At 68.6% G+C, this 24,645-nt stretch carries 21 protein-coding genes; 2 read left to right on the top strand and 19 right to left on the bottom strand.

What is annotated here, in order from left to right; all coding sequences use genetic code 11:
* Nucleotides 1–49 precede the first annotated feature (49 nt).
* Nucleotides 50–1,327, bottom strand: a complete 1,278-nt coding sequence (gene hisS / locus ABZ942_RS05425; protein ID WP_357379280.1) for a histidine--tRNA ligase — start codon at nt 1,325–1,327, stop codon at nt 50–52.
* A gap of 185 nt (nt 1,328–1,512) precedes the next feature.
* Here hisS and ABZ942_RS05420 point away from each other — a divergent pair, with 185 nt between their 5' ends.
* Together ABZ942_RS05420 and ABZ942_RS05415 are read left to right on the top strand one after the other, a co-directional pair.
* The gene (locus tag ABZ942_RS05420) at nt 1,513–2,388 is read left to right on the top strand and encodes a peptidylprolyl isomerase (protein ID WP_357379278.1); all 876 of its coding nucleotides are present in this window, start codon (nt 1,513–1,515) and stop codon (nt 2,386–2,388) included.
* A gap of 400 nt (nt 2,389–2,788) precedes the next feature.
* Nucleotides 2,789–3,343 carry a hypothetical protein gene (locus ABZ942_RS05415; RefSeq protein ID WP_357379276.1) on the top strand — a complete coding sequence of 185 codons (555 nt, stop codon included), beginning with the start codon at nt 2,789–2,791 and terminating at the stop codon, nt 3,341–3,343.
* A gap of 56 nt (nt 3,344–3,399) precedes the next feature.
* Here ABZ942_RS05415 and ABZ942_RS05410 read toward each other — a convergent pair whose 3' ends face one another.
* The 18 genes from ABZ942_RS05410 to ABZ942_RS05325 all read right to left on the bottom strand — a co-directional run bounded on the left by ABZ942_RS05410 (nt 3,400) and on the right by ABZ942_RS05325 (nt 24,388).
* A complete protein-coding gene (locus ABZ942_RS05410) occupies nt 3,400–3,786 on the bottom strand; it encodes a DUF4913 domain-containing protein (protein ID WP_223885542.1) in 387 nt (128 codons plus the stop codon).
* A 73-nt stretch (nt 3,787–3,859) separates the two neighbouring features.
* Nucleotides 3,860–5,695, bottom strand: coding sequence for a TraM recognition domain-containing protein (locus ABZ942_RS05405; RefSeq protein ID WP_357379274.1), 1,836 nt, complete (start codon nt 5,693–5,695; stop codon nt 3,860–3,862).
* 39 nt (nt 5,696–5,734) lie between these two features.
* Nucleotides 5,735–6,262 carry a hypothetical protein gene (locus ABZ942_RS05400; protein ID WP_357379272.1) on the bottom strand — a complete coding sequence of 176 codons (528 nt, stop codon included), beginning with the start codon at nt 6,260–6,262 and terminating at the stop codon, nt 5,735–5,737.
* Nucleotides 6,263–6,435: 173 nt separating this feature from the next.
* Nucleotides 6,436–8,157, bottom strand: a complete 1,722-nt coding sequence (locus ABZ942_RS05395) for a peptidoglycan DD-metalloendopeptidase family protein (RefSeq protein WP_357379270.1) — start codon at nt 8,155–8,157, stop codon at nt 6,436–6,438.
* Nucleotides 8,158–8,320: 163 nt separating this feature from the next.
* Nucleotides 8,321–8,629 (bottom strand): transposase, encoded by a 309-nt coding sequence (locus ABZ942_RS05390; protein WP_357379268.1) that lies wholly within the window; start codon nt 8,627–8,629, stop codon nt 8,321–8,323.
* 55 nt (nt 8,630–8,684) lie between these two features.
* A complete protein-coding gene (locus tag ABZ942_RS05385; RefSeq protein WP_357379266.1) occupies nt 8,685–11,009 on the bottom strand; it encodes a hypothetical protein in 2,325 nt (774 codons plus the stop codon).
* A 7-nt stretch (nt 11,010–11,016) separates the two neighbouring features.
* Nucleotides 11,017–12,507: an SCO6880 family protein gene (locus ABZ942_RS05380; protein WP_357379408.1), complete on the bottom strand. Its 1,491-nt coding sequence runs from the start codon at nt 12,505–12,507 to the stop codon at nt 11,017–11,019.
* A gap of 2 nt (nt 12,508–12,509) precedes the next feature.
* The gene (locus ABZ942_RS05375) at nt 12,510–13,982 is read right to left on the bottom strand and encodes a hypothetical protein (RefSeq protein WP_357379264.1); all 1,473 of its coding nucleotides are present in this window, start codon (nt 13,980–13,982) and stop codon (nt 12,510–12,512) included.
* 65 nt (nt 13,983–14,047) lie between these two features.
* On the bottom strand, nt 14,048–14,863 hold the full coding sequence (locus tag ABZ942_RS05370; protein WP_357379262.1) for a hypothetical protein: 816 nt from the start codon (nt 14,861–14,863) through the stop codon (nt 14,048–14,050).
* Nucleotides 14,864–14,936: 73 nt separating this feature from the next.
* Entirely contained in the window at nt 14,937–15,548 is a 612-nt protein-coding gene (locus tag ABZ942_RS05365) for a hypothetical protein (protein ID WP_357379260.1), read from the bottom strand.
* Nucleotides 15,545–15,829: a hypothetical protein gene (locus ABZ942_RS05360; RefSeq protein ID WP_357379258.1), complete on the bottom strand. Its 285-nt coding sequence runs from the start codon at nt 15,827–15,829 to the stop codon at nt 15,545–15,547. Before ABZ942_RS05360 ends, ABZ942_RS05365 begins: the two co-directional genes overlap by 4 nt.
* Entirely contained in the window at nt 15,829–16,125 is a 297-nt protein-coding gene (locus tag ABZ942_RS05355) for a hypothetical protein (protein WP_040692318.1), read from the bottom strand. The genes ABZ942_RS05360 and ABZ942_RS05355 overlap by 1 nt, the downstream gene beginning before the upstream one ends.
* Before the next feature lie 51 nt (nt 16,126–16,176).
* Complete coding sequence (locus ABZ942_RS05350; RefSeq protein WP_357379256.1) at nt 16,177–16,845, bottom strand: hypothetical protein; 669 nt, start codon at nt 16,843–16,845, stop codon at nt 16,177–16,179.
* Complete coding sequence (locus ABZ942_RS05345) at nt 16,842–17,720, bottom strand: hypothetical protein (protein ID WP_357379254.1); 879 nt, start codon at nt 17,718–17,720, stop codon at nt 16,842–16,844. Before ABZ942_RS05345 ends, ABZ942_RS05350 begins: the two co-directional genes overlap by 4 nt.
* A gap of 16 nt (nt 17,721–17,736) precedes the next feature.
* On the bottom strand, nt 17,737–18,702 hold the full coding sequence (locus tag ABZ942_RS05340) for a hypothetical protein (RefSeq protein WP_357379253.1): 966 nt from the start codon (nt 18,700–18,702) through the stop codon (nt 17,737–17,739).
* A gap of 54 nt (nt 18,703–18,756) precedes the next feature.
* Nucleotides 18,757–20,355 carry a cutinase family protein gene (locus tag ABZ942_RS05335; protein ID WP_357379251.1) on the bottom strand — a complete coding sequence of 533 codons (1,599 nt, stop codon included), beginning with the start codon at nt 20,353–20,355 and terminating at the stop codon, nt 18,757–18,759.
* A 427-nt stretch (nt 20,356–20,782) separates the two neighbouring features.
* Nucleotides 20,783–23,194 carry a RelA/SpoT family protein gene (locus ABZ942_RS05330; protein WP_357379249.1) on the bottom strand — a complete coding sequence of 804 codons (2,412 nt, stop codon included), beginning with the start codon at nt 23,192–23,194 and terminating at the stop codon, nt 20,783–20,785.
* A 300-nt stretch (nt 23,195–23,494) separates the two neighbouring features.
* Nucleotides 23,495–24,388: an alkaline phosphatase family protein gene (locus ABZ942_RS05325; protein ID WP_357379247.1), complete on the bottom strand. Its 894-nt coding sequence runs from the start codon at nt 24,386–24,388 to the stop codon at nt 23,495–23,497.
* Between the last annotated feature and the right edge of the window lie 257 nt (nt 24,389–24,645).

Raw genomic sequence — 24,645 nt, 5'->3', positions numbered from 1 at the left:
GCGCCCTTCGGAGACGTTGCCGCCGTTCCGTCGCGCCCGGTCCCAGGACCTAGGACGAAACGTCGAGTGCCTCGCGGATCGCGACGACCGCCTCATCGATCGGGATCTGGCGCTGTTCCCCGGTTGCCATATCCTTCAAACCGATTGTCTCCTCGGTAAGATCGCGATCCCCGAGCACCAGGGTGAACTTCGCACCGGACCGGTCGGCCGCTTTCATCGCGCCCTTGACGCCACGCCCGCCGTAGGCCAAATCGATACTGATCCCGGCCGAACGCAGTTGCGCGGCAAGCACTACCAGTCGCTGCTTGGCCGCATCACCCAGCGGTACCCCGAACACCTCGCACCGCGCGGCCTCGCCCGCGGTCTTCCCTTCGGCCTGCAACGCGAGCACGGTGCGGTCCACGCCGAGCCCGAATCCGATGCCGGACAAGGGTTGTCCGCCGAGCTGAGCCATCAGCCCGTCGTAGCGCCCGCCGCCGCCGATCCCCGACTGCGCCCCGAGCCCGTCGTGCACGAACTCGAACGTGGTCTTGGTGTAGTAGTCGAGCCCACGCACCATCCGCGGATTGACCACGTACGGCACCCCGAGTGCGTCCAGGTATCCGAGCACCTGATCGAAGTGCGTCTTGGCCGATTCGGACAGGTGATCGATCATCAGCGGCGCGTCCGCGGTCATCTCGCGCACCTCGGGCCGCTTGTCGTCGAGCACCCGCAGCGGATTGAGCTCGGCCCGCCGCTTGGTCTCCTCGTCGAGCGGCAGCCCGAACAGGAACTCCTGCAACAGTTCCCGATACTGCGGACGGCAGGTCTCGTCGCCGAGCGAGGTGAGCTCCAGCCGGAAACCGTCCAGCCCGAGCCCGCGGAAGCCCGCATCGGCGATCGCGATCACCTCGGCGTCCAGCGCGGGGTCGTCCACGCCGATCGCCTCGATGCCGACCTGCTGCAGCTGCCGGTATCGACCGGCCTGAGGGCGCTCGTAACGGAAGAACGGCCCGTTGTAGACCAACTTCACCGGAAGCTGCCCGCGATCGAGCCCGTGCTCGATCACGGCCCGCATCACACCTGCGGTCCCCTCGGGGCGCAGCGTCACGCTGCGGTCGCCGCGATCGGGGAAGGTGTACATCTCCTTGCTGACCACGTCGGTCGACTCGCCGACGCCGCGCGCGAACAGCCCGGTGTCTTCGAAAACCGGCAGCTCGATATGTCCGTACCCGGCCAGTCGGGCGGCGCGGATGAGCCCGTCGCGGACCGCGACGAATTCGGCCGAGCCGGGCGGGACGTAGTCCGGGACCCCCTTCGGGGCGGAAAAGCTGCTGGTCTTGGTCACGATGGTCCAGTTTTCACCACCACGCCCTGTCAAGTCCAACCGGTTATGCCCCGGGCCCGTCGTTGTCCGTTATGCGCACTTCCGACCGGGTGTGAGGCGCACCGCTCTCAGGAAGTGTCGGGCAGTCTCAGGAATAAATGGCAGACTCTCATGCCGTAACAACCGGACACGGGAGGAACGTGGTAGTGCCGAGCAACGAACAGCGGCGAGCAGCGGCGAAACGCAAGTTGGAGCGCCAGCTCGCCAACCGGGCCGAGCGCGCACGCAGGCGCAAGCAACTCACGATCGCCGGGTCGGTGCTCGGTGTTGTCGTTTTGGTCGCGGCGATATCCGGCGTGTATTTCCTGACCAAGGGCGACGACAGCTCCGACGCGAAGGACGCGACCCAGTCGAGCAGCGCACCGTCCGCGGCGGCTCCGCCCGCGGCGGCGGCCAAGCCCGCGATGGTCAACTGCGTCTACAAGGACAGCCAGAAGCCCGCCGACAAGCCGGCCACCAAGCCGGCGAAGGCCGACGGCATCCCGACCACCGGCAACGACGCCAAGGTCAGCGTCAGCATGGAGACCAATCAGGGTCCCATCGGCCTGACCTTGAACAACGCCGAATCACCGTGCACGGTGAACAGTTTCGTCAGCCTGGCCTCGCAGAAGTTCTTCGACGGCACCAGCTGCCACCGGATGACCGCGAGCGAGGGCCTGAAGGTGCTGCAGTGCGGTGACCCGACCGCGAGCGGCATGGGCGGACCGGGCTACGAGTTCGACAACGAATACCCGACCGATCAGCTCGACGCCAACGACCCGATGGCCGCTCAGAAGCCGATCGCGTACAAGCGCGGCACGCTCGCCATGGCGAACGCGGGTCCGGGCACCAATGGCAGCCAGTTCTTCATCGTCTACGGCGATTCGCAGCTGCCGCCGAACTACACCATCTTCGGCACGGTCGACGACAACAGCATGGGCACCCTGGACAAGATCGCGAAGGCGGGCCAGGACAACTCCAACGGCCCCGGCGACGGCAAGCCGAGCCAGCCGGTCGACATCCAGTCGGTCCGCCTCGACTGAGACCGCGAAAACCGTTCGGGCCCCGTGCTGATTCGTCGGTGCGGGGCCCGACACGTGTCGCTGAGATGAAGGGCACCCTAATCCTTCGGTAAGGGTTGGCTCAGACCGGATTTCGTCCGGCGAGTTACCAAGACTGTCGGAATTGTGCGATATATGCTGATAAGCGGCACGGCCGTACGGTTGCGACAGTGCTTTCTCGGGTAACCTCGAAACACGGAGTTCGCGTAGCGTGGCAACCCCTCAAACGGGCGACCCCCGAGCAAGGGAATGCGGCGACACGAGTTCTCCCGGTGTCCGCGTTTGCAGCCGGGGCATCGTCGGACGGACTACAGTCCCCTGGCGGCGTCCAGACGAAGCACCACAACATCCATAGTGATCACTGCAGCATCGGGGAGCAGCCATGTCCGAGGAACTGGACGACATCGGCCGCGAGACAGCGGCCATGATGAGGACTATGTTGCAGCTTGCGACCCTGGTCGCACTGCGGACCCGCGAGCGTGGTCAAAAAGAAGCCGAAGCGCGCGTCAAGGTCACCGAGGCTCGCATGAAAGAGGCTCGCGAGATGCAGATCCGCGAGGCCCGCGACTCGAAGGCCAAGGACCCGCGCAACACCGAGCTGGCCCGGATGATCGAGAGGCCGATCCCGGAACGCGGTGTGTCGCTGGAGAAGGACCGTTTCACGGCCCAGGCCGAGGCGACCCGCATGGCGGGCATCGCCGCTGCGGCACAGGCCAAGCCGCCGGTGCTGCAGTACGACTCCCCCGAACGTCGCATGGCGATCGCCGCGCATCTGGCGAAGATGGGTGTCGCGCCGGAACTCGCCGCGGTACGGATGTTGATCGAAGTAGGCCAGGCGCAGCCGCCGATCGAGGCGGTACGCACCCGGCCCGAAGAGGCACCGGCGGTCACCAGGGCACGCGAGCAAGAGTCCCGCGGCTTGGAACGCACCCGTTAGCAGACGCAAAAGAAACGCCCGCTTATCAAGCGGGCGTTTGCTTTTCGTACCGCGAGCTACATCCGGAAGTCGCCGATGGTCGGGTCACCGAACATCCCGTGCTGCGGCGACTTCAACGGCAGCGGGCTGAGCATGTCCTTGTGCCCGTTGCGCACGCTGCAGTACTTGAACGGCCCCTTCGGATCGAACAGCTTGGCCATGTGCGGATCGGCGTGGTCGAGGAACCACACGCTCAATCCCGTTGCGCCATCTAGCCGGAAGTGCTCCCAGGCCCGCCACATCGCGTCCAGGCGGGCGATCGCCTCGGCGTGCTGCCACCACTCCGGGCACCACACCGTGTCGCTGAGATCGGTGACCTGGCGCCGGTACACCAGGCTCAGATAGTTCTCGACGAACTCCACCACACTCGCGTAGATCATCGGCTGCTGCTGCTGTTCGGTCATGGCCGCGCCTCACTGGCGCTCGACCTCGTCATGACCAATTGTGCTGCGTCCGAGGCTCGCTCGCTGCGCCCACTCACAGTGGCCTGACCTCCTCGATCTTCCCGTACTCCGGCGGCGGGGTGCCCTTGCTCAGCGAAGGGGTGCCCGGCATCAGGTCACCGATCTCCGTCTTGCGCTGCGGATCATGGTGCGAGATGGACTTCGTCACCTCGGCAGCGTACTCGCCCTCCCACCACGGAACGGTGCGAACCAACACCGGCGGCGCGCCGGACGGGAAGACGATCACGCGACCGCGCGGCAACTGGGCCAGCGCCTGCACGCTGAACGTCTTCGACGAGCCGAGCGAACGCGAATAGCTCTTGCCGCCAGAGGATTCCGACACCGACGCGGAGACCACCTCGTAGTCGCCGATCGCCTCGGACCGCTCGCGCAAGAAGTTGGTGTCGTCAACCCCGCTGCCGAGCACCTTGATGTTCGCGGCGGCCCACAGCGCGTTCATGCCGGGCTCGCCCCAGCAGCGCACGCCCTGCGCCCACGACTGCAGCACGGTCATCACCACGATGCCGCGCGAGCCGAAGTGGCTGTACTGCTTGGGCAGATCCTTCCAGCGCACCACGTTCGCGGCCTCGTCGAGCACCGCGAGCAGCGGGATGGCGAGCCGTCCACCGGCTGATTGCGACGCCTTGCGCATCGCCACGTCGATCACGGCCTCGGTGAGTGCGCTCACCAGCGGCGCCGCCGACCCGCGGCCCTCCAGCGACAGGCTGTACAGAGTGCCGTTGCGTTCGATGAACTCCAGCTCGTCGAACTCTCGGCGATCGCCGCCGCGGGTGATCCACGGGTGCACGTTGGACAGCTTGAGGCAGCGGATCATCTTCTTCGCGGTGCCGAAAATGCCACTGCGCGTGCGGGCGTCGGTGTTGTACTGGGACGAAAGACCCGACGCCGTGTAGTGGTGGCGGGCCGAGCGCAGCATCTCGATGGGCTCGGTATCCTGCGGGTTGGTCACCCACTCCCACACCTGCACGATCGGCCTGCTGCCGTTGCGGTCGCCGACCGCCGCGGCCAGGAACAGACCGGCCAGCAGATCCTCGGCCTCCGGGTCGAAGAACGCGTCGGTCTTCGCGTCGGAGCCGTCGTCGCCGTCGGCGAAGTGCCCGGCCAGCCGCGCCGCGCGCATCTCGCAACCCTCACGGCGCGCATCCACCCAGGCCAGCGGATCCCAGAACCAGCTCGGCTCCTCGCCGGCGACGCCCTGCGGGTCGAAGACGAACGTGGGACTGCCCTTGGCTTCCCGCACATCTCGGGTCGCGTCCACCACGTCGCGCTTGTTCGAGGTGGCCAGCACCGGCCCGATCGCGGTGAGGATCGCCGGGATCACCCGCGAGGTCGACTTGCCCTGGCGCGGGCCCCAGATGTCCAGGTGCAGGTCCTCGTAGGAGCCGTACAGCATCTCGTTGTCGGCGATCCCGATGCCGATCGGCACGCCGGGCACGTCCTCGCTACCGAGCCGCACCCCGAGCTGCTTCGCCTTCTCCCGCACGCCCTTCCCGGTGAGGTGGGCGATCGCGCTGCCCTGGCCCATCACGTCGGCCTTCTCGTCCACCGGGAGCACGCCGATCGTCTTGCGCTTCGCCAGCCGCTTGCGGATGACCACCCATGCCACCAGCGCCACCACCACGAGCAGCACGATCACCGTCGACGCGCGCGGCCAATGCAGTTTGCCCCTGACCAGATCCGCGACGATGGCGATCGGGTTGATCGGGATGGACTGCGGGGTCACCGCGAGCATGTTGCCGAGGTGCAGCGCGATCCAGAGCGTGGCCACCACGGCGATGCCGGCGTACAGCATGATCATGGTCGTGTCCGGCCCGACCGCGGCCGGATCCTTCACCACCTTCTTCGCCATGGCTGCCTCCTAATGTCGGTACGGGAAATGTCTTGGTGTTCAGCGGAACGCGTCGAGCCGCCAGCCGTCGGGGGTGCGCACCACGGTGGCGATGACCGTCGCGGGCGGTAACGGTTCCTTGCGGCCGTCCGGGTAGACGACGGTCTGCTCGATCCCGATCTTGAACTGCTGCAGGTTCGGGTCGCCACCGCTCGGCGCCTTCTCGCCGGAGGCGAAGGTGAACGCCTCGACGGTCGCCTTCGCGGTGGCCCAATCCGCCCACTGCAGCGTCGTCTTGGGCGTCTCCAGTCCGGTTGGTGTACCGTCCAGCACGCGAATCAAGCTGGGGCCCAACCACTTCCGACCGCGTGCCAGCGAAGCGCCCTGGGTTTCGGTGGCAGGCTGCCAGGTGTAGATCTCCTTCAGCGCGGCCACCGCGACACCGTCGGGCGTGACCGGATCGGGTGCGGGCACACCCTCCAGCAGCCGGGTCGTTGACGTGGCCGGGTGCGCCCCACCGGATCCCGCGTCGTCACGGCCCCCACTGCTACAGGCTGCACCCAGCATCGCGACGCTCACCACCAGCATCACCACCAGTTTCGCGCGTACCTGTGCTGCATTTGATGGGCGGCGCGCTCGGGGCCCTGCGTGGTTACGCAAGCTACCGCCTCCGGGCCCGTCGTTCGCGCCGCCGTCATTCCAGGCTAGCCGCATGGACCGACAGTTCGGCAGTCCCGACGTCGCATGTTCGGATCGGGAGCTCACAACACCCTCCTCGCCCGGCTGTCTCCCGGAACTTGCACCTCGCCGACCCCACCGCCACCACGAATGCCGGGCACGGCCTGAATCATCCGCCCGTTGCCGGAGTAGATGCCGACCTGCGCGGGCCCGCGCGGCCCGAACGCGCTGAACACCAGGTCCCCCTCCTTGATCTTGCCCATCGGCACCTCGACACCGGCCTCCCACTGCTGTTCGGCGGTGCGCGGCAAGGTCACCGAGCCGGACGAGGCCGCGAACACCGCGGCCGAGGTCAGGCCGGGCCCGTCCATGCCACCGCCGCTGGGCCCCGCCGGCCCGCCGCCGCCCCACACGTACGGCTGTCCGAGCCAGTCGTGCGCGGCCTCGACGATCTGGTTGCCGCCGCCGCCCTGCTTCGGATCGAACCGGCCGAGCGCGCCGGGCGCGCGGAACTGCGCCTCCATCGCGAGGATGTTCGCCACGTAGGGCTGGGTCTCGGACAGGTGCGCCGCCACCTGATTCGGCATGCCGCCGGACGCGAGCACCGCGCCCTCACCGGCGTTGTAGGCGGCCAGGGTCAACGCGGTGACGTCGCCGCGCACCTTGCCCTCGGCCTCCCACTGCACGATCTTGTGCGCGATCGCGCACATGTAGCGGCCCTGCCCGATGATCGCGTCACCGTCGTCCCAGAGGCTCGCGGTGCCGTTGCCGTCGGCGTCGATCACGTAGGGCTGACCGTCATCCGGGTCAACGCTGACCGCAGTGCTCGGCAGGAACTGTGCCAGACCCTGCGCGCCCGCGGGCGAGGTGGCGCCACGACGGAAGCCGGATTCCTGCTTGCCCTGCGCGGCGAGCAGCGAGGGGGTGATCTGTGGGCAGAGGGAACCCGCACGGCGATACCAGATTTCGAGCTCCGGCGGCACCTTGCCCGCGGCCAGCGCGCCACCCGCGCTGCCGAAGCCACGGCTGCACCGCGGATCGCTCGAATAGGCCTGTGCACCACCGACATCCGGCGTGGGCGCGCCGTCCAGCCAAGGCAGCGGGTCGATCTGGCGGCCGCCGGTGAACCGGCCGCCGGGGACGATCTCGAAATGCAGGTGCGGGCCGCTGGATTCGCCCGCCGAGCCGACCTGGGCGATGGGCTGGCCCGCGGTCACCGTGTCGCCGACACGCACGTGCACGCCGGTGTCCCACATGTGGCCGTAAACGGCGGAGTAGGCGCGGCCGTTGGTGTCCACCGAGTCGACGACGACCCAGTTGCCGAAGCCCGATGCGGGACCGGCGGCGACCACGCGTCCGTCGGACACCGAGTAGATGGTGGTGCCGTCGGCGGCGGCCAGGTCGACACCGAGGTGGGTGCCGCCGCGCGCGCCGAACACGTCCGACACCGTGAAGGCGCCCTTGGCCAGCGGCATGGTGCGACGGATCGGTCCGGCGCCCGCGGCCAGCGACGGCGCACCGGCACTGGTCGGATTCGCCTGCGGCCCCGACGGCGCCGCAGCGGCCGGATTCGCCGTGGTGCCGAACGGATACGCGGCACTGGTCGGATTCGCCGGTGTCCCTGACGGATTCGCGCGCGGATCCCCCGGCGGATAACCGCCCAGCGGCGGCAAGTTCGATGGGGTACCGAACAACGCCGAGCCCTCACACGGATCATCCACCGACGGCAGCACGATCACCACCACCAGCGTCATCAACGCAAGCACCGCGCCGAGCGCTCCCCACAGCAGCGCCTTCCCAGTCACCGCACCCCCGCCGCCCCCGGCCCCCCGCCCCACACCCGACCGAAGGCCCCCTTCACCCGGTCAGACCACCCCAAGGCGCCCGCCATCCGAACAGCCCGAGGCGACCGAAGGGCACCCTCGGCCCGGTAGACGGGGTGAAGGGCGCCTTGGGTCGGGTTGGGGGTCACTGGGCGCGCCGGGATTCGTTGAGGGTGTCGGCCAGGGTGCGGTTCATTTCGGCGGCGGCCGCCAATTGTTGTTGCAGGAGCGCTACTTTGCGGCGAAGGGCGGAGGCGTCCATCCGCTCCAGGCTGGGGCCCTCGGCCGCGCGGACCCAGTTGCGCACCGAGTTGGTGTGCACGCCGATCTGTTCGGCGACCACCCGGCAGGCCTCTGACTCACTGCTCATCTGAGCGGTGAGCGCGACGACCTGCTGCACGGCGGCCTGGCGCACCTCCGGCGACACCCGGCGGTAGGAGCGGTGCGGCATCATCCGACGCACCTCCCCGCGCGGCGGCAGCTAGCTAACCGGCGTCTCGGCTGATATCTCATGCGGCGCTCCCGCTCGGCGAATCCGTCCCTCGGGCAGTCGATTCGGTGAACTCGCTGAACCGCTGGTTGGTGTCGTGAATGCCGCTCTCCTTCTCCGAGAGCGTGAACTCCATGTGGAACGGGATGCCGGGCCGCCGATCCTCACCGATCTTCAGCAGGAACTTGCCGGTGCCCGGCGGCGACGGCCGCTGCTGGCCCGGCTTGAGCGCCTCACCGGTCAGCGCCTGCGGTGCGGACCAGCCGGTCACCATCTGCTCCTCGGCGGAGGTGAACGGCACGATGCTGTCGAGCCGCTTGACCTCCTCGCCGGGCAACGCGCCGAAGATCTTGGCGCGCGCGCGTTCCAGGAAGCCGAGCGCCTTGGCGATGGCGGCCTCGGAGCCGAGCGCCTGCAGGTCCTTGATGGTGTGGCTGATCATGATCAGCGAGGTGGCGATGCCGCGCTGCAGGCGGGTGAGCTCGTCGACGCGGTCGACCATGAAGTCGCCGAGGCCGAGCACCTGCCACAACTCGTCCATCACCACCTGGAAGTAGCGCTGCGGGCCGAGGTCGGCGTCGGACAGCACGTGCGCGGCCTCGACCGAGGCGAACCCGTCCGCCCAACAGGCCAGCATCACAGCGGCTTTGAGCTTCTTGTCGCCGGTCGGGATGTGCGAGACGTCGATGCAGACCGCGACCGCGCCGGTGTCGATCGGCACCGAGGTCTGCCCGTTGAAGATCGCGCCGAACGGGCCCTGGGTGAGCGCGCGCAGCGAGCGACGCAGGTTCTTGATCGCGTTGTTGTATTCCTCGGCGTCGTCGGCGCCGGCGTCGAGCATCAATTCCTCACCGCCCGCGACGATCACGTCGAGCAGGTTCTCCATGATCGGCGGCTGGTCCGGGGTGTAGCCGCTGCCCGGCTGATAGAGGATGCGCAGGGCGGTGGCGATGAGGGTCTCTTCGTAGTCGCGCACGCGCGCGCCACGAACCAGTTCGACCAGACCCGCGATCAGCGTGACCTGACGCGCCCGCAGATCCTGCAGCACCTGAATCTGCAGGGCGGCATGATCATCCAGGCGCGGCACCACCGCGCCGAGCACACCCGCGGCGAGCGGGTTGAGCTTGCCGTGGCCGTAACCGAGGTCGATCACCTGGCCGCCGACCAGCTCCACCATCTTGCGATAGTCCGGCTTGACGTCGGCCAGGATGAGCGGCGTGATGCCCTGGGCGATGCCGCCCAGCACGATCCGGCGCACCAGCGACGACTTACCGAAACCGTTGAGCCCCAGCACGAAAAGGCTCGGCGCGGTGATGAAGCTGCCGCGCATGAACCAGTTCATCGGGTCGAAGCAGACCGGCGCGCCGGTGTGCAGATGCGAGCCGAGCGGGGTGCCGATCAGCGGCGCGCCGGCACCGACCGACCACGGCCACAAACCCGCGACCTGCGCTGTGGTGGCGCGGTATTCGACGGGACGGCCGACCACGTTCATCCGGCCGCCGCCCTCCCCCGCGTAGCCGCGATCGGTGAGTTGGGCGGTGCTGCGGTCGAATCCGTCCTCGAAGACCTGCTCGGCGCGCGCGGCGTAGTTGCGGCGGCGGATGTCGTCGGTGCGAATCCGGAACTGCGCGAACGCCGCCCGCAGGCCGGTCTGCTCGCGGACGATCATCTCCAGCTTGGCCCGGGTCGGCTCGTCGAGCAGCGGCGGGCCGGAGGTCTTGCGCCGGTCGGCCTTGGCCTTCGCGCGCAGCGCCGCCTTGTCCATCACCGGCGTGCCCATGGCCCGGTCGGCGGTGTAGTCGGTCTTGGTGGGGCGCTGCGGGTTACGCGCGGCCCGCGACCCGTTGCGGTCCTGCACGCCGCGCTCGGCCTTGCCGTTGCGGGCCGCGCGCCCGGCCCGCGGATCCGGCTGCTGCGAACGGGCCGACCGCTCACCGCGCGCCGGGTTCGCGCCGTCGCGCGCCCGCGCCGTCCTGGCCGCGTCCCCGCGCGCCCGATCCGAACTGCGCTCGCCCCGGCCGTTTTCGGCACGTGACCGCTCAGGACGCGCGCCCTCGGCGCGAGCGCTCTCGGACCGCGCCCGTCGCTCGGCCGCCTCCCGTGCGCGCTCCCGCTCGGACATCTCCTCGATTCCCGACCGGTCGTCGCCGCTCACCCGCGCCGCGCCCCTGCCGAATCGCCGTGGGCGGTCCGGCATCTCCTCGATGCCGGATCGTTCCCGCACGCCGCGGCGACCACGCTCGGCTGCCGGGCGCTCGCCCCACTCGTCCTCGTCGCGCCGCCTACCGCGCCGGGCCGCAGGCTCGTCGCGGTCCCGTACGGGTGGCTCGTAGTCACGTGCCATGAATCACTCACCCCGCCAGTGCCTTCGGAATAGTCGCGTGCTCCGGCAGGATCACCCCGCAACCGAGCGAAGCCGCGAAGGCCGCCGCCTGGTAGCGGTAACACCGCCGAATCTTCAACCGCGCCTGCGTGGACAGGTCGCGCGTGATGGCTTCGATCCGCGGCAGGTCGCCGCGCAGGGGCTCGGTGATGGTCACCAACGCCCCGAAGCGGGTCACACCGTGACCCCGGGCTTGCTCCTCACGAGCCTGCTGGGTGGCGCCCACCCGCAGCGTCGCCGCCGCGGACACCACACCGCGTTCGCTCTGCTGGGCCACCAGCGCGTTCTTGAAGTCGTCGTCGACGATCTCGGCGGCGTCGGCGGCCGAATGCGGCCGGTACACGATCGCGATGCGCTTGCGTGGCACTTCGGGATTGGGCGCGAGCAGGCGTTGCAGCACCCGCTCGTCCACCGCGCCCTCGGGGGCGGCGTCCATCTCCCAGGTGACCGAGCGGCCACCGTCGTGCACGAAGTGATCCCACTTCTCGTCGTGCGACACCGGGCCCGCGTCCGCCCAATCCAGGCCGTGCCCATCGGGTTCGCTCGACGCGACTTCCAGATCGGCCTGCGAGGCCGGGTCGTAGCTGCGCCGGATGAACGAGATGACCTCGTCCGCCGACATCGGCTGGGCGCGCACGCCCGCCTCGGCCAGCGCCGCGCAGATGCCGGGCAGGCGGCGGCCGATCTCGACGGCCTCCTCGGCCGGGTTCTTGCGCCGCTCGGCGGTGGTGGCCTTGAAGGTGATCGCCACGCGCGGCAGCAGCTGCACCCGCTCCTGCGGCAGCTCGGTGGCGAGCTCGTACATCACCTGCTGCGCCAGCTCCGGCGCCTCCGGCCGGGTGATCGTGGAAACCTCGGTGAGCAAACGGTTTCCCGTCTCCGGCACGGTGTCGATCACCGGCACGACCGCGACGATGTCACTGGTCTGGCCGACCGAGGCGAGGAAGGTGCCCCACGCCGAGACCCAGCGATCGATCACCGGCTGGTCCACCGCCTCGTGGCCTTGCGGCCACGCCCGCAGCACCACCGTGTACTGGGCGAACTGCGGCAGATGGATCATGCCGAAGCTGTAACCGCCCGCGTCGATGCCCTCGTAGAGCTTCGACGGCGCGAGCAGACCCGGCAGTCGGGTGACACCGCCCGGGATCCGGGAGAACCGGCCACCCCGGTACACGTGCTCGCCGTTCTTGCGCGAGCGCATCCAGTTGAACATCATCAATCCCGTCTCGTAGCCCGAGCGGCCCCCGGTCCGCCACACCAGTGGAACCATGATCACGACGCCGGTGACTCCGACGATCAGACCCCATTTGAAACCGCCGACCATCGCGGTGATCAACGCCGTGATCACCACCACGAAGCCGATCACGGTCTCTTCCCAGCGCAGTCCGAAAAGGCCTGCGCTGCGGGGCTTTTGCCACAGCCCGTACGAGCGACGCTCGTAGGTATCGTTCGTCGTCATCGTCATCGCGGAATGGTGCTCCTCCCGAGGTCGGGCGAGCGATTCGCCCAACGGTCACCGGCCACATCACCCATTGCCTGGTCCGCACGGTTCAGGCTGCTCGTCGCGGCGCGGGCCGCGCCGATCCGCCCCGCCGCCCGTGTCGCACCGGACGGTACTCCCGCCGCGCCGCCGGGCCCGGAGGCGCGCGGTGCCGCGCCACCGGCCGGTCCGCCGCCACCGCGCGGCGGGGTCGGGCGTGGTGCGCCGCCGCCGCGTCCGCCCGCGCCGCCGGGCGGGCGCGGCCCCGCGCCGCTGCCGCCGACGTAGCCGGGCGAGCCCGACGCCGCAGTGCCTTTGACGCCAACGGCCTTGGTGCCCATGGCGCCAAGGCCCGCGACGGCGAGCAGGGTGCCGCCGGTCGCGGTGAGACCGGAACCGCCGCTGCCGACGATGGCGACCGCGGGCGTGACCAACCGCATCAGCGCGGGCAGCACGAACGCGACGCTGCACAGCAGCACGATGGCGACCAGCATGCGTTGCGCCTGTTCACCATCCGGCAGGCCGTTGGTCGCACTCAGCGAATCCACATGGCCCGCAGTGGTGAACGCGATCATGTACACGATCGCGGCCACCGGTTTCCACAGCATGAACGCGATGATCCAGCCGATCAGCTTCTGGTAGGACTGTTTTCCGACGTTCATCCCGGACGCGGCCGCCGCCAGCGGCAGCACACCGGCCGCGATGATCAGCAGCCCCTGCCGGACGATGGCCAGCACGATCTGCGCGAGCGCGCCGAGCAGCCCGACGATCGCGATGATCAACACCAGGCCCGGCGAAAACGCCTGCAGCTTACTGGTTTTCACCATCAGCTCGGCCAGGTCCTTGGCGTTGCCGTTGGTCGAGTCGTTGATGATCCACTCGGAGAAGCGATCCGAGGCCTGGGTGCCCGCGACGATCACCGCGCCGAGCATCCAGGAACTGAACACCACCCTGGCGAACATCCGGAACGATTCGGCGGCCTCGTTCATCGTGGCCCCGCGTCTGGCCTCGGCCAGGCGCGCGCCGGACAGGATCACCGAGGCTATCAAGAGCAATATCTGTGCCTGATAGGTGTATTCGTTGATCTTGGTGAACAGCGAACCCGAGTCGCTGGCCGCCTCGTTGGGCACCTTCATCCAGAAGGTCAGCGCCAGGATGATGGCCTCGCCGAGGCCGTTCATCAGCGAGTCGACCACCTTGCCGAAGGTCGAGTCCCACGCCTTGTCCTTGACCGCGGTGGCCGCCTGCCCCGGATGCGAGGCGGCATTGCCCGCCTTGCACGCGGCCGAGGCCGCATCGCCGAGGGAGATGCCGGGCAGGCCGACATTGTCGAGCGTGTCGTGGATCTCGTTGCACGTCTCGTCGAAGCCGTACTGCTGTCCATAGGCGATGGTCGGCGTCGCCATCATCACCGTGAAGATGACGGCGAAGATCGTCAGTAGTCGCCTCACCATTGTCTGCACCCCTCGCTGCTCCGCAGGTCGGCCCTCAACTTTTGCTCGTGCCCTTCCGATCGTGCTCACCATTTCGTCCACCCGCCCAACGATTCGATGTACTCGGTTTGTGCGGTATTGGACGTCGAGGGCTTGAGTCGCCAGTCGCCCGCATCCCAGACCATGACCAGGCGGATCGCCGCCCACGACTGCTTGCCGTCGACCACCTGGCCGCGCGAGGCAAGCCGGACGATGGCCAGGTCGTCGGCGTAATCGTCGACCTTGAACGCGTCTGAGGCGACGAAGTATTTGGTGACCTTCTCCGGCTGCTGTTCGGGCAGCTTGTCGCTCGACAACGCCTTGTCGTACGCGGCGATCTGCTGGGCCGACACGCGCACCTGCGTCACGTACAGGTCGCGGTCGGCGGGCCGGGCGTTGAGCCGATAGGTGATCTGCGCCGCGGCCAGCACCGCGCCCTGCGGTGTGTGCGAATAGCCAACGGCCAGACCGTCTTCGATGCGTGCGGGCCCGTCCGAGGTGGAGAACGGCACCGAGGCGCCGTAGACCCGCTGCCAGCCGTGCGGTGTGGTGGTGCCCTCCGGCGCCGCGGTCAGCCAGTCGCCGTCGGAGGCCTTGCGCTGCCGCGACGGATCCTGCGGAAGCGGTTGTCCGGCAGCATTGTTCGGCACATCGACACGCCTGCCGAGGATATCGACCTCGGGAGCGGCGAAGCCGGTACCACCGGCCGAGCTGGCGGGCGCGGGCGCGCCGGTCGCGGGGCTACCGTCGTCGCGGGTGATGTAGACGACGATTCCGACGATCACGATGAGCGCCAGCACCGCTGCGGACGCGACGGCACCGAAGGAGACGCGATCACGCGCGTAAGACTCCTTCTCACTCATGACTCCGCCTCGCTAACGCTCGGCTCCGGCACGAGCGAAGCACGCTGCGACATGGTTCGCTCGCTGCGCTCACTCACTTCGGCGCCTCCAATTTCACTGTGTCATCAGGTATTACGTCGATAGATTCGATCGGTCTAGCGGTCGAGCCCGGATCGGGCAGCCGTAACCGCCAGTCCTGGCCGAACCATTCGACGGTGGTGTGGTTCACCGCCTTCGAGCTGTCCGAGTACTCGGTGTGTACGTCGATGGTGCTGCGCTGGTCGGTGTATCCGGTGACCTTGTAGCCGAGCACGCGCGGCGCATAGTCGGGCGTGGCCGGTCCGGTGATGGACAGCTGGATCCGATTCACCGCCCACTCGTCCTTCGCGGCGCCCGGAACCACTTCCTGCGCAGCGACTTTCGCCCACTGACTGTCGGTGGCCACCGCCAAGCGCACCGCATGGGTGATCGCCGCGACCCCGGCCCCGCGCGGCGAATGCTCGAAACCCGTTGCGGCGCCGTCGGCCTCCGACTTGGGCCCCTGGTCGGTATGCGGCAGCGGCACGCCCTGGAACGGCTGCCACCGCAGACCGGTCGGCGCCGCCGACAGGTCGGGTCCGGAGCGGTCGTCGCCACCGCCGCAGCCGACCGCCGCGATCAGCAACACCGCGCCGAACGCCCCCGCTGTCCCCCTTCGCTCGCTCATGTCGGCAAGAAAGCCAGCGCGATTCCCGACGCTGTGCTCGCCACTATCGCCCCGAGCAGGCTCATCAGCACCCCGTGCGAGGCGTCGTTCATCGCGAGGTCGCTGCGGAAGGCGATCCACAGCTTGCCCGCGGAGACGATCATCCACGCCAGACACACCAGCAGGACGAACCACAGCAGCCAGTTGAGCAGCTGCATCAGCGGTTGGAGTACCTCGGGGGGCATCTGTTTGTAGGCCAGCAGCTCGGCTGCCGACGCGCGCACGGTAGATATGTCGGACATCAGGTTCCAATAACGGCGTTCATGATGGTGCCGGCGCTGGTCGCGACGACGCCGCCGATCATGGCGCCGGCCACCATCTTCGGCGACTCGAGTCCGCCACCCGTCCACTTCTCCCACGCGAACTTGCCGCCCGCGTAGGTGATTCCGCAGATGCCGGACAGCAGCACGAACCAGGTGAGGTAGCGCACCAGCTGCAGGATCTTCTCCGAGCCGGGCGGCGCCTCGGGCGTCGGGTTACCGACCTGCGCGAGTACGGTGCCGTACGTGTCCTGCACGGCGAGGAGAATCATGCTCATCGGGTGCCTTTCTCGAAAGTAGTTGAGTCGTCGCCGATTCGATGCATACGTTCACTGATCGGGTGGCTTTCTACTGGCCCGGTCCTGCGCCGGATCGTCGAGTTGGGCCTCCTCCAGTGCCGTTCGAGCCGCCGCGACAATGTCGGCGCCGAGCTCCCTGACATCGAGCGGTACCTCCTCCAAGGGGTCGATCTTGCGTTTCTTCGGTGGCAGTGCGTCACCGGGCGCCCATACCGGCAGTTTCTCCGGTTCTACCAGCGTCCATTCCTCATACCACGGGACCTGCCATAGCTGGCCGGCCAGCGAGCCGACCACGTCGCGGTAGCGGCGGATCTCAGGGGGCAGCCGACCCGGTCGCGCGGCGACGGTGATCAGACCGAGCACCTCGCAGGACCCGGCGAAGCCCGAATGATGTTGGCGCAGTAGGTCATGCGCGCGGGTGAGGCCCGCGATGGTCTCTCTGGCCACCAGCACGACGAAGGGAGACTCGCGGTCGAAGACGCCGGGCCAGCGGCGGCCCGAATCCGCCGCGGGCGCAAGCACATGCGCGAGGCTACTGGCTCCGGCACCGCCGTGCACGCCCATGATCCACACCAGCGGTGCCCGGCCGACCCCGGGCACCGGACGGTCCCAGATCGGCGCGCGGCGCGACTCCGGCGGTGCGACCACGCCTGCGGGTGCGGATTCGGTCTGACGTCGAAACTTCATAGCGGCCGTCATGATGCCACCCCGGCCAGCAGGCGCCCATAAGCCCGGCGCGTATCGAGGGCCAATGACGCGTGCCGAACCAGTTCGCCCCTGGCCAGGTGCGGGTCGTAGGGAATCTCTCTGATATCGCGGACCCAGCCGGACAGGTGCTCGCGCAAATGCTCGGCTACGCCCGATTCGGTGCCCGGATGCTGGTGCGAGACAACGATTGTGGTGTCGCCGACGATGCCGCCGCCCTGCCCCTCGGTCGAGTCGCCGAACTGGTCGTCGAGCCATTCCAGGGTGACCCGCAACCGGTTCGCAGCGTCGGCGCGAGCCGGAATGGCAAGTACCAGAGCAACATCCGCGTCGTCGAGCAGCGGACGCAGCTGCCGTCCGGCAATCGGGCTGCCGCCGTCGTAGACCGCGGTGAAGCCGGAGTCGTACACCGCGCGCGCCACCGTGAGATAGGTCGCACGCCGACGTAGCGGCGCGGAATCGCGCCACAGTAAACCGATTCCGGAGGTCGCGCGCGACAGGCATTCCTTCAGCGGCGCCGGTTCGTCGTCGCCGCGCCCGTACAGCCACGATTGCAGGCTGATCGGGTGCAGGTGTTCGTCCGCGCCGCGCAGCGCGAGGTCGCTGCCCGCCGCGGTCGCGTCCACCGCCACCGTCGGGGTGCCTGCCATGCCGAGCTCGCCCGCGATACCCAGTGCCGTCGTGGTGGTTCCCGCACCACCGCAGCCGCCGACCACCAGGATGGGGCGCTGCAAAGGTTGTTCCGCACCGGAACCGCCGCCCTTGCCGCGCCGCAACCGCACCACCGGAGCCTTGGAGCGCACGGGCCGGCTCGACGGTTCACCCTGATCGGGCGCCTCGTCGAGCCAGCGGCTCCAGTCCTCTCCCATCGCTTCCTGCTCTCCTCTATCCGGCCGCGATACCCGTGATCAGGGTGCGACCGTCGACCACCGCGGTGGTGACCGTCTGCTTGTTGTACGTGGCGGGCACGCCGCCGGGGCGGTACTCGGTGACCTCCACCGAGTACCGGTTGTCCGAGAGGGTCACGATCCGCACGCAGTGCGTGGTGCCCACGGGAATGGTGTCGATGCCGCGCTGGATGGTCGGCGCGGGCGAGACGGTGGCGTCCGGTGCGACGACCTGCCGGACCTGCTCGCCGGAGCGCTCGACGTAGTAGGCGTACTGGAACGCCAGGATCGCGTCGGGACCCGTTGCGGTACTGCCCATTTCGGCACCGCGCACAATCGACGCGGTGCGCTCGGTCGGGCAGGCGCCGGACCCGCGCGGCGTGGTGACCCCGGCCTGCGACTTGCCGCGCAGGCTGTCGGTGCTCACGCCGGCCTGCAGGCTGCCCGCGGTGAACTGCACCGAGGCCGAGGAGGCGGGCAGTCGCGGCGACGCGGCGCGACCGCTGGAGGAGTGCAGCAGGAACAGCACGCCCGCGGCCGCGGCGCCGAGTAACAGCACCGCGATGACCAGCACGACGAACACCCGGCCGCGCCGGGAACGCCGGGCGCGCGCCTCCAGACGCAAGGCGCTGGACGAGCGCGGTCGCGGCTCGTCCAGCGGGTCGTCGTAGTCATCGTCGTCGTCGGGCCAGGGGAAACGCACCAGGTCGGCGTCGCGCGGGGTGTACTCGTCGTCGGGGCCGGGAGCCCGGCCCACCCAGTCCGACCAGCCGCCGGTGAATTCGCTGCGCTGCGCCGAGAGGTCCGCGGGAACCTCGGGCTGCGGCTCGTCGCGAATGTAGTGCGGATACCGGGCCGGGCCGTCTTCGTCCACGTGCACCGAATTCGCGGCGGGCGGCACCGGGGCCGTCTCCGGCTCCAGCGCGGCATACCACCGGGACAGTTCTTTGTACGACTTCAACATTCCCCCATTCCCGCTGCGCGAGGCACATAGCTCATCGTCGGACCCTCTCGGCGATCAGTTCGTGGAGAACGGGTAGGTGTTGGGTGTGCCGGGTCGATCGGTGGGCGGAATCGACGTCGCGCCGCCGGATGAGGCGCCGTCGGCTCCTGTCCCGAACGGAAATTGTCCCGTACCGGACACATTCGGCGTAGCAGGCGCGCCGGATTGCGGACCGAAGAATCCCGTCGGCGGCTTGTCCGCGCCACCCTGCGGCCTGGCGTTCGCACCGAATTTACCGGCGATATCGTGGGCTACCGCAGCGAACCAGTCGGCGACGAAGGCGGTCGGCGCGTCGCCGTTGGCGGCGACCGTCGCGGTGTTGTACGCGCCGTGCCGCTGGACGGTGTCCCAATACCGCACCCAGGTGGCGGTATTGAGCAGCTCGCTGTTGTCGGTGATGTTCTGTACGACCGCGTCGAACGCCTGGGTGACCAAGCGGGCGCCGGTGGTCGGCGGCACGAGCTGGGCGACCGCGCCGACCAATTTGGTGCCGAGCGAGCGCAATGCGGCGGGCGGGTTCGACAATCCGGCGGTGGCCAGGTCGGCGATGGTCGCCGGGTTGATGACCGTCTTGACGACCGTGACGACCGCGTTCAGACCGATCATGCCGACCTTCAGCAGCGCCTGTAGCGCAGCGGGGAGGTCGAGCGGGGTGCGCGGGTCGGCGGCGTCGGCCAGGCGCTGGGAGATCGACTTCTTGGGCGAGATGGCCAGTGTCGCGAGCGAGTTGCCCTGCACGTCCTCGGTGGCGATCTTGGTTGCGGTCTTGATCGAGGTGTATGCGAGTGCCTGGGCGATGGAGGTCAGCGAGGCGATCGGGTCGCCGCCGCTCAGCTTGGACTGGCCGACAACATTGGTGACGGCCTTGAGGATCGGCGCGCCCTGCGGTGCGTCGCAGGCGAGATCGCCCGCCGCGCAGAAACTGGCCACGCGGCCGGTGAGGGCGCCGAAGTTGGCGGCCAGATCACGCTCCGGGCCGATACCGCCACCGGTGGCGGGCGCCTGCGGTAGCGCGGCGATGGCGGCGAGGTCGTCACCCTGGGTGCCGGGGGCCGGATCCGGGGACGCTTTGCCCGGCGAGCCGGGAAACAGTGGGGCGCCAGGGTTGCGGGTCGGGTCGGCGAACAGCGCTACCGCCGCGACCTTCTCGGCCGGGAGCACGCCTCGCCCCTGCCCGACCTCCTGCGCGAACATCGAGGCAACGTGTGCACCCTGCGAGTAACCGACCACCGCGAACCTGGTGTCCGCGCAGCGATCGGCGACGGCCTTGGCCATCGTCCGCAGCCGGGCCAGCCCGCCAGTTACCGATTCGGAGTAGGGCGCCGCACCACCCGGAGTCGCCCCGCCGAAGCCGGATTCGTATGGGACATAGGCCCGATCGACCAGTCCGGGCGCGGCGGCCTTGGCCAGCATCGGCCGGAAGACGGTGGACAGCATGCCGGTGTCGGTGGACGGCGCGGCATCGGGTGACGATTCGCCGGTGCCCTGAATTCCCAAGGCGTACAATGCCGGACACGCGCTGAGCGCGATGTTGGTCGAGGGGCCTGCGGGATTCGGCGGACCGGCCGCGGCGGTGCCCGCCGTAGCCACGGTCACGGCGAGTGCTGTCAGCACCCCCGCGACTCTTGCCGAACAATTAGTCATAGCGATCCGCAATCAATCCGTGTTGCCGCAGTTACCCTCAACGCCATGAAACGCAATAGACCGTAACAGATTCCGGCTATTGCTGGGGCATCGCCGAAAACTTTCCATGAACTGCCGAAACGGGTTTCACACATTCCCGCGTGCCGAGCAACATCGCCCGGCAACTTTCCGATGGTCCGAAAACGAGAGCAACCGCCTGGCGACCCGCCGGTCATCCGAATTCCGTAGCGGGACTCCATCTTCCGTTCGCCCGAGGGCGTCGGCATTCATGCAGATACCTCGACCGTCGCCGCCTGTTCGCCGAGAGGTTGCTATGGGCACAACAATTGACACGTCAAGGGGACTGGCCCGCGCTGGAGAATTTCAGGCGGCCGCGCGCATTCGCGCAATAAGTGCGCTAGGCGGCGGAGGTGACGCGGTAGACGTCGTAGACGCCTTCTACATTCCGGACCACATTCAACAGATGACCCAGGTGCTTCGGGTCGCCCATCTCGAAGGTGAACTTGCTGATCGCCACACGATCGCCGTGGGTGGCGACCGACGCGGACAGGATGTTCACCTTCTCGTCGGCCAGCACCTTCGTCACGTCGGACAACAGACGGGTGCGATCGAGCGCCTCGATCTGGATCGCGACCAGGAACACCGAGGACGGTGACGGCGCCCAGGACACCTCGATGATGCGTTCGGCCTGATCACGCAGCGATCCGGCATTGGTGCAGTCGGTGCGATGCACGCTGACCGCGCCACCGCGGGTCACGAAGCCCATGATCTCGTCACCGGGCACCGGGGTGCAGCACTTGGCCAGCTTGGCGACGGTGCCGGACGCGCCGGGGATCAGCACGCCCGCGTCGCCGGTGGTGCGCTGCCGGTTCGGCGTGGTGGACGGGGTGGACCGCTCGGCGAGCTCGTTCTCCACGTCACCGATGCCGCCGAGCTGCGCCATCAGGCGCTGCACCACGTGATGCGCGGAGACCTGATGTTCGCCGACCGCGGTGTAGAGGGTGGAGATGTCGGTGTAGTGCAGCTCGTGTGCGACGGCGGTCATCGCGTCGACGCTCATCAACCGCTGCAGCGGCAGGCCGACGCGGCGGACCTCCTTGGAGATCTGCTCCTTGCCGTTCTCGAGGGCTTCCTCGCGGCGCTCCTTGGCGAACCACTGACGGATCTTGGCCTTGGCGCGCGGCGAGACCACGAAGTTCTGCCAGTCCCGGCTTGGTCCGGCGTTCTGCGCCTTCGAGGTGAACACCTCGACGACCTCACCGTTCTCCAGCTGACGTTCCAGCGCGACCAGGCGGCCGTTCACCCGGGCGCCGATGCACTTGTGGCCGACCTCGGTGTGCACGGCGTAGGCGAAGTCGACCGGGGTCGACTTCTGCGGCAACGTGATCACGTCACCCTTCGGCGTGAACACGAAGATCTCCGGCGACTTCAGGTCGAAGCGCAGCGATTCCAGGAACTCGGCCGGGTCGGCCGCCTCCCGCTGCCAGTCGAGCAGCTGGCGCATCCACGCCATGTCGTCGACCTCGGTGGAGTCGTTCGAGTGCTTGCCGCGGGTTTCTTTGTAGCGCCAGTGCGCGGCGATGCCGAACTCGGCGGTGCGGTGCATGTCCTGGGTGCGGATCTGCACCTCCAGGGGCTTGCCGTCCGGGCCGACGACAGTCGTGTGCAGCGACTGGTAGACGCCGTAGCGCGGCTGGGCGATGTAGTCCTTGAACCGGCCCGCCATCGGCTGCCACAGCGAGTGCACGACGCCGACGGCCGCGTAGCAGTCGCGCACCTCGTCGCAGAGGATGCGGATGCCGACCAGGTCGTGGATGTCGTCGAAGTCCTTACCCTTGACGATCATCTTCTGGTAGATCGACCAGTAGTGCTTCGGCCGACCCTCGACGATCGCGTTGATCCGCGATGCCGCAAGGGTATTCACGATTTCCGCGCGCACCTTCGCCAGGTACGTGTCGCGCGACGGCGCCCGGTCGGCGACCAGCCGCACGATCTCGTCGTACTTCTTCGGGTGCAGGATCGCGAACGCGAGGTCCTCGAGCTCCCACTTGACCGTCGCCATGCCCAGCCGATGCGCAAGGGGCGCAATGACTTCGAGGGTTTCCTTAGCCTTCTTCGCCTGCTTCTCCGGCGGCAGGAAGCGCATGGTGCGCATGTTGTGCAGCCGGTCGGCGACCTTGATCACCAGCACGCGCGGGTCCCGCGCCATCGCGATGATCATCTTGCGGATGGTCTCGGCCTCGGCGGCCGCGCCGAGGTTGACCTTGTCCAGCTTGGTCACGCCGTCGACCAGGTGCGCGACCTCGGGGCCGAAGTCGAGGGTGAGCTGTTCGAGCGAATAGCCGGTGTCCTCGACGGTGTCGTGCAGCAGCGCCGCCACCAGCGTGGTGGTGTCCATGCCGAGCTCGGCCAGGATGTTGGCCACGGCGAGCGGATGGGTGATGTACGGGTCGCCGGACTTGCGGAACTGGTGCTTGTGCCGCTCGTCGGCGACGTCGAACGCGCGCTGCAGCAGCGTCAGGTTCGCCTTCGGATACAGCTCGCGGTGCACGCTGGCCAGCGGCTCGAGCACCGGCTTGACCGCGGCGATACCGCGCTGACCGGTCATCCGGCGGGCGAGACGGGCGCGCACGCGGCGCGACGCGGAGGTCGGCACGGCGGCGGAGGTGCCCGGCTGCCGGGCGGGCGTAGTCGCAGGTGGGGTGGCCGCAGTGCCGTTGCTCGGCTGCTCTCCCCCGGTGGCGGCACCATTCGACTGCGGGGCGTCGTCCGATTGCTCGACATTCGCCTCGCCCAAGTGCTGAGTCATGCCACCACCTCTCAGTGCCCGATTGCGGCGCTCACGGTTCCTTCGTGGGTACGCAGGCAACCGCCTCCGGGCCTGTCATTCGCGCCGCGTGCGTCGATCGAACCACCCTATCCGACCGCCGCAACCGCCCAGACCACCACTTTAGTCCCGGCCGCGCGCTGACGTCCGGCACGCGGTGGCGGTAGGCGTCATGCGGGTGTTCCTGCCGGGATGGCGCTGGATTCGCTGGGGCTTTTCGTGGCGTAGGAGAAAGCGTACATATCAGACGGCGACGTGGTGGCGTTGCGGCCTGATGTGGGGCTAGCGAATGGTGGACGGGCTCGCAGGCTCCCGGTTGATCATGGACTGGCCGTCGAAGTCGGGGCTGGCCGGGACGCGCAGAAGGTCGACCACGGTGGGCGTGATGTCGACGAGGGTGTAGCGGGAGGTGGTGTCGCCCGCAGTGAAGTCGGGGCCGCGGGCGATGACGAAATTGGTTGTCTCGTCCGGGGATTGGCCGCCGTGGCCGCCCTTGGGCCGGTGGCCGTGATCAGCGGTGACCAGGATGGTCCAGTGCTCGGCGGGGTTGACCTCGGCACGGGCGTCGACGGCGGCGGCGATGCGGCCGACCTGTTCGTCGATGCGGCGGACGGCGTCGAGGTATTCGTCGGAGGCAGCGCCATCGCTGTGACCTGCGTGATCGACCTGGTCGAGGTGAGTGAAGAGGAAGTCGGGGGCGAACTTCGTGATCGCGTTGACCACGTCGGTGGTGGTGGCCGCGTCGGTCTTGGACTCATCCGGGTCGTCGGGGACCGGGGCGGTGGAGACCACCACATCGGCGCGGGGATCGCCGCTGCCCGACATGGTGGCGATCTGATCCCAGGTGGCGATCGAGTGCGTCTTGAGGGCCGGGTCGGCGCGCTCGAGCTGGGTGAAGACGGTCGGGTACTTCGCGAACGGCGCGGCGGTGAAGTTGTTGTCCTTGATGCCGTGCTTGCGATCCCACACGCCGGTCAGCACGGTAGCCCAGGACGGGCCGGAGATGGTGATGTGCGGCGCGATCGAGGAGCGGCTGAGCAGGCCTTCGGCGCTGAGCCGCAACAGGTTCGGCGCGCGCACCTGCAAGACCTTGTCGTACATCAGCCCGTCGAGCCCGATCAGGACCACCTTGTCGACGGGTGCGACGGCCTGCGCCCCACCTGCGGCCACGGTCATGGGAAGGACGGTAACAGCCAGCACGGCAAGCGCTTTCGCCCAAAGCCCGCTCATGCTCGCGGCCCTTCGATCCGGTCCGGCCGTTCGACAACGCCCTCATCGCGCTGCCATCCGCCGGGCCGAGGATTCGCTCGCTTGCCGCGCTCGCTCATAGTCCGAACCATGCGGGGCGAGCCGACCCGCTGGATAGCCTGCCGCGGCACTGTTCATTGACGTTTCATCGGTCTCGCCATCGCGCGTTGCCTCGCTGAACACCG

Source organism: Nocardia sp. NPDC046473, from assembly GCF_040645995.1.
In the GTDB taxonomy this organism is placed as follows: Bacteria; Actinomycetota; Actinomycetes; order Mycobacteriales; family Mycobacteriaceae; genus Nocardia.
Note: the sequence above shows the minus strand (reverse complement) of the source record. Positions and strands in the feature narration are given on the sequence as shown.

Bases quoted from the DNA above. Each gene is read 5' to 3' on its own strand.
- ABZ942_RS05340 (WP_357379253.1), bottom strand. From the start codon at position 18,702: ATGTTGAAGTCGTACAAAGAACTGTCCCGGTGGTATGCCGCGCTGGAG.
- ABZ942_RS05365 (WP_357379260.1), bottom strand. From the start codon at position 15,548: ATGAGCGAGCGAAGGGGGACAGCGGGGGCGTTCGGCGCGGTGTTGCTG.
- ABZ942_RS05380 (WP_357379408.1), bottom strand. From the start codon at position 12,507: ATGACGACGAACGATACCTACGAGCGTCGCTCGTACGGGCTGTGGCAA.
- ABZ942_RS05330 (WP_357379249.1), bottom strand. From the start codon at position 23,194: ATGACTCAGCACTTGGGCGAGGCGAATGTCGAGCAATCGGACGACGCC.
- ABZ942_RS05410 (WP_223885542.1), bottom strand. From the start codon at position 3,786: ATGACCGAACAGCAGCAGCAGCCGATGATCTACGCGAGTGTGGTGGAG.
- ABZ942_RS05360 (WP_357379258.1), bottom strand. From the start codon at position 15,829: ATGTCCGACATATCTACCGTGCGCGCGTCGGCAGCCGAGCTGCTGGCC.
- ABZ942_RS05375 (WP_357379264.1), bottom strand. From the start codon at position 13,982: ATGGTGAGGCGACTACTGACGATCTTCGCCGTCATCTTCACGGTGATG.
- ABZ942_RS05385 (WP_357379266.1), bottom strand. From the start codon at position 11,009: ATGGCACGTGACTACGAGCCACCCGTACGGGACCGCGACGAGCCTGCG.
- ABZ942_RS05350 (WP_357379256.1), bottom strand. From the start codon at position 16,845: ATGACGGCCGCTATGAAGTTTCGACGTCAGACCGAATCCGCACCCGCA.
- ABZ942_RS05390 (WP_357379268.1), bottom strand. From the start codon at position 8,629: ATGATGCCGCACCGCTCCTACCGCCGGGTGTCGCCGGAGGTGCGCCAG.
- ABZ942_RS05370 (WP_357379262.1), bottom strand. From the start codon at position 14,863: ATGAGTGAGAAGGAGTCTTACGCGCGTGATCGCGTCTCCTTCGGTGCC.
- ABZ942_RS05345 (WP_357379254.1), bottom strand. From the start codon at position 17,720: ATGGGAGAGGACTGGAGCCGCTGGCTCGACGAGGCGCCCGATCAGGGT.
- ABZ942_RS05355 (WP_040692318.1), bottom strand. From the start codon at position 16,125: ATGAGCATGATTCTCCTCGCCGTGCAGGACACGTACGGCACCGTACTC.
- ABZ942_RS05405 (WP_357379274.1), bottom strand. From the start codon at position 5,695: ATGGCGAAGAAGGTGGTGAAGGATCCGGCCGCGGTCGGGCCGGACACG.
- ABZ942_RS05325 (WP_357379247.1), bottom strand. From the start codon at position 24,388: ATGACCGTGGCCGCAGGTGGGGCGCAGGCCGTCGCACCCGTCGACAAG.
- ABZ942_RS05400 (WP_357379272.1), bottom strand. From the start codon at position 6,262: ATGCTGGTGGTGAGCGTCGCGATGCTGGGTGCAGCCTGTAGCAGTGGG.
- ABZ942_RS05415 (WP_357379276.1), top strand. From the start codon at position 2,789: ATGTCCGAGGAACTGGACGACATCGGCCGCGAGACAGCGGCCATGATG.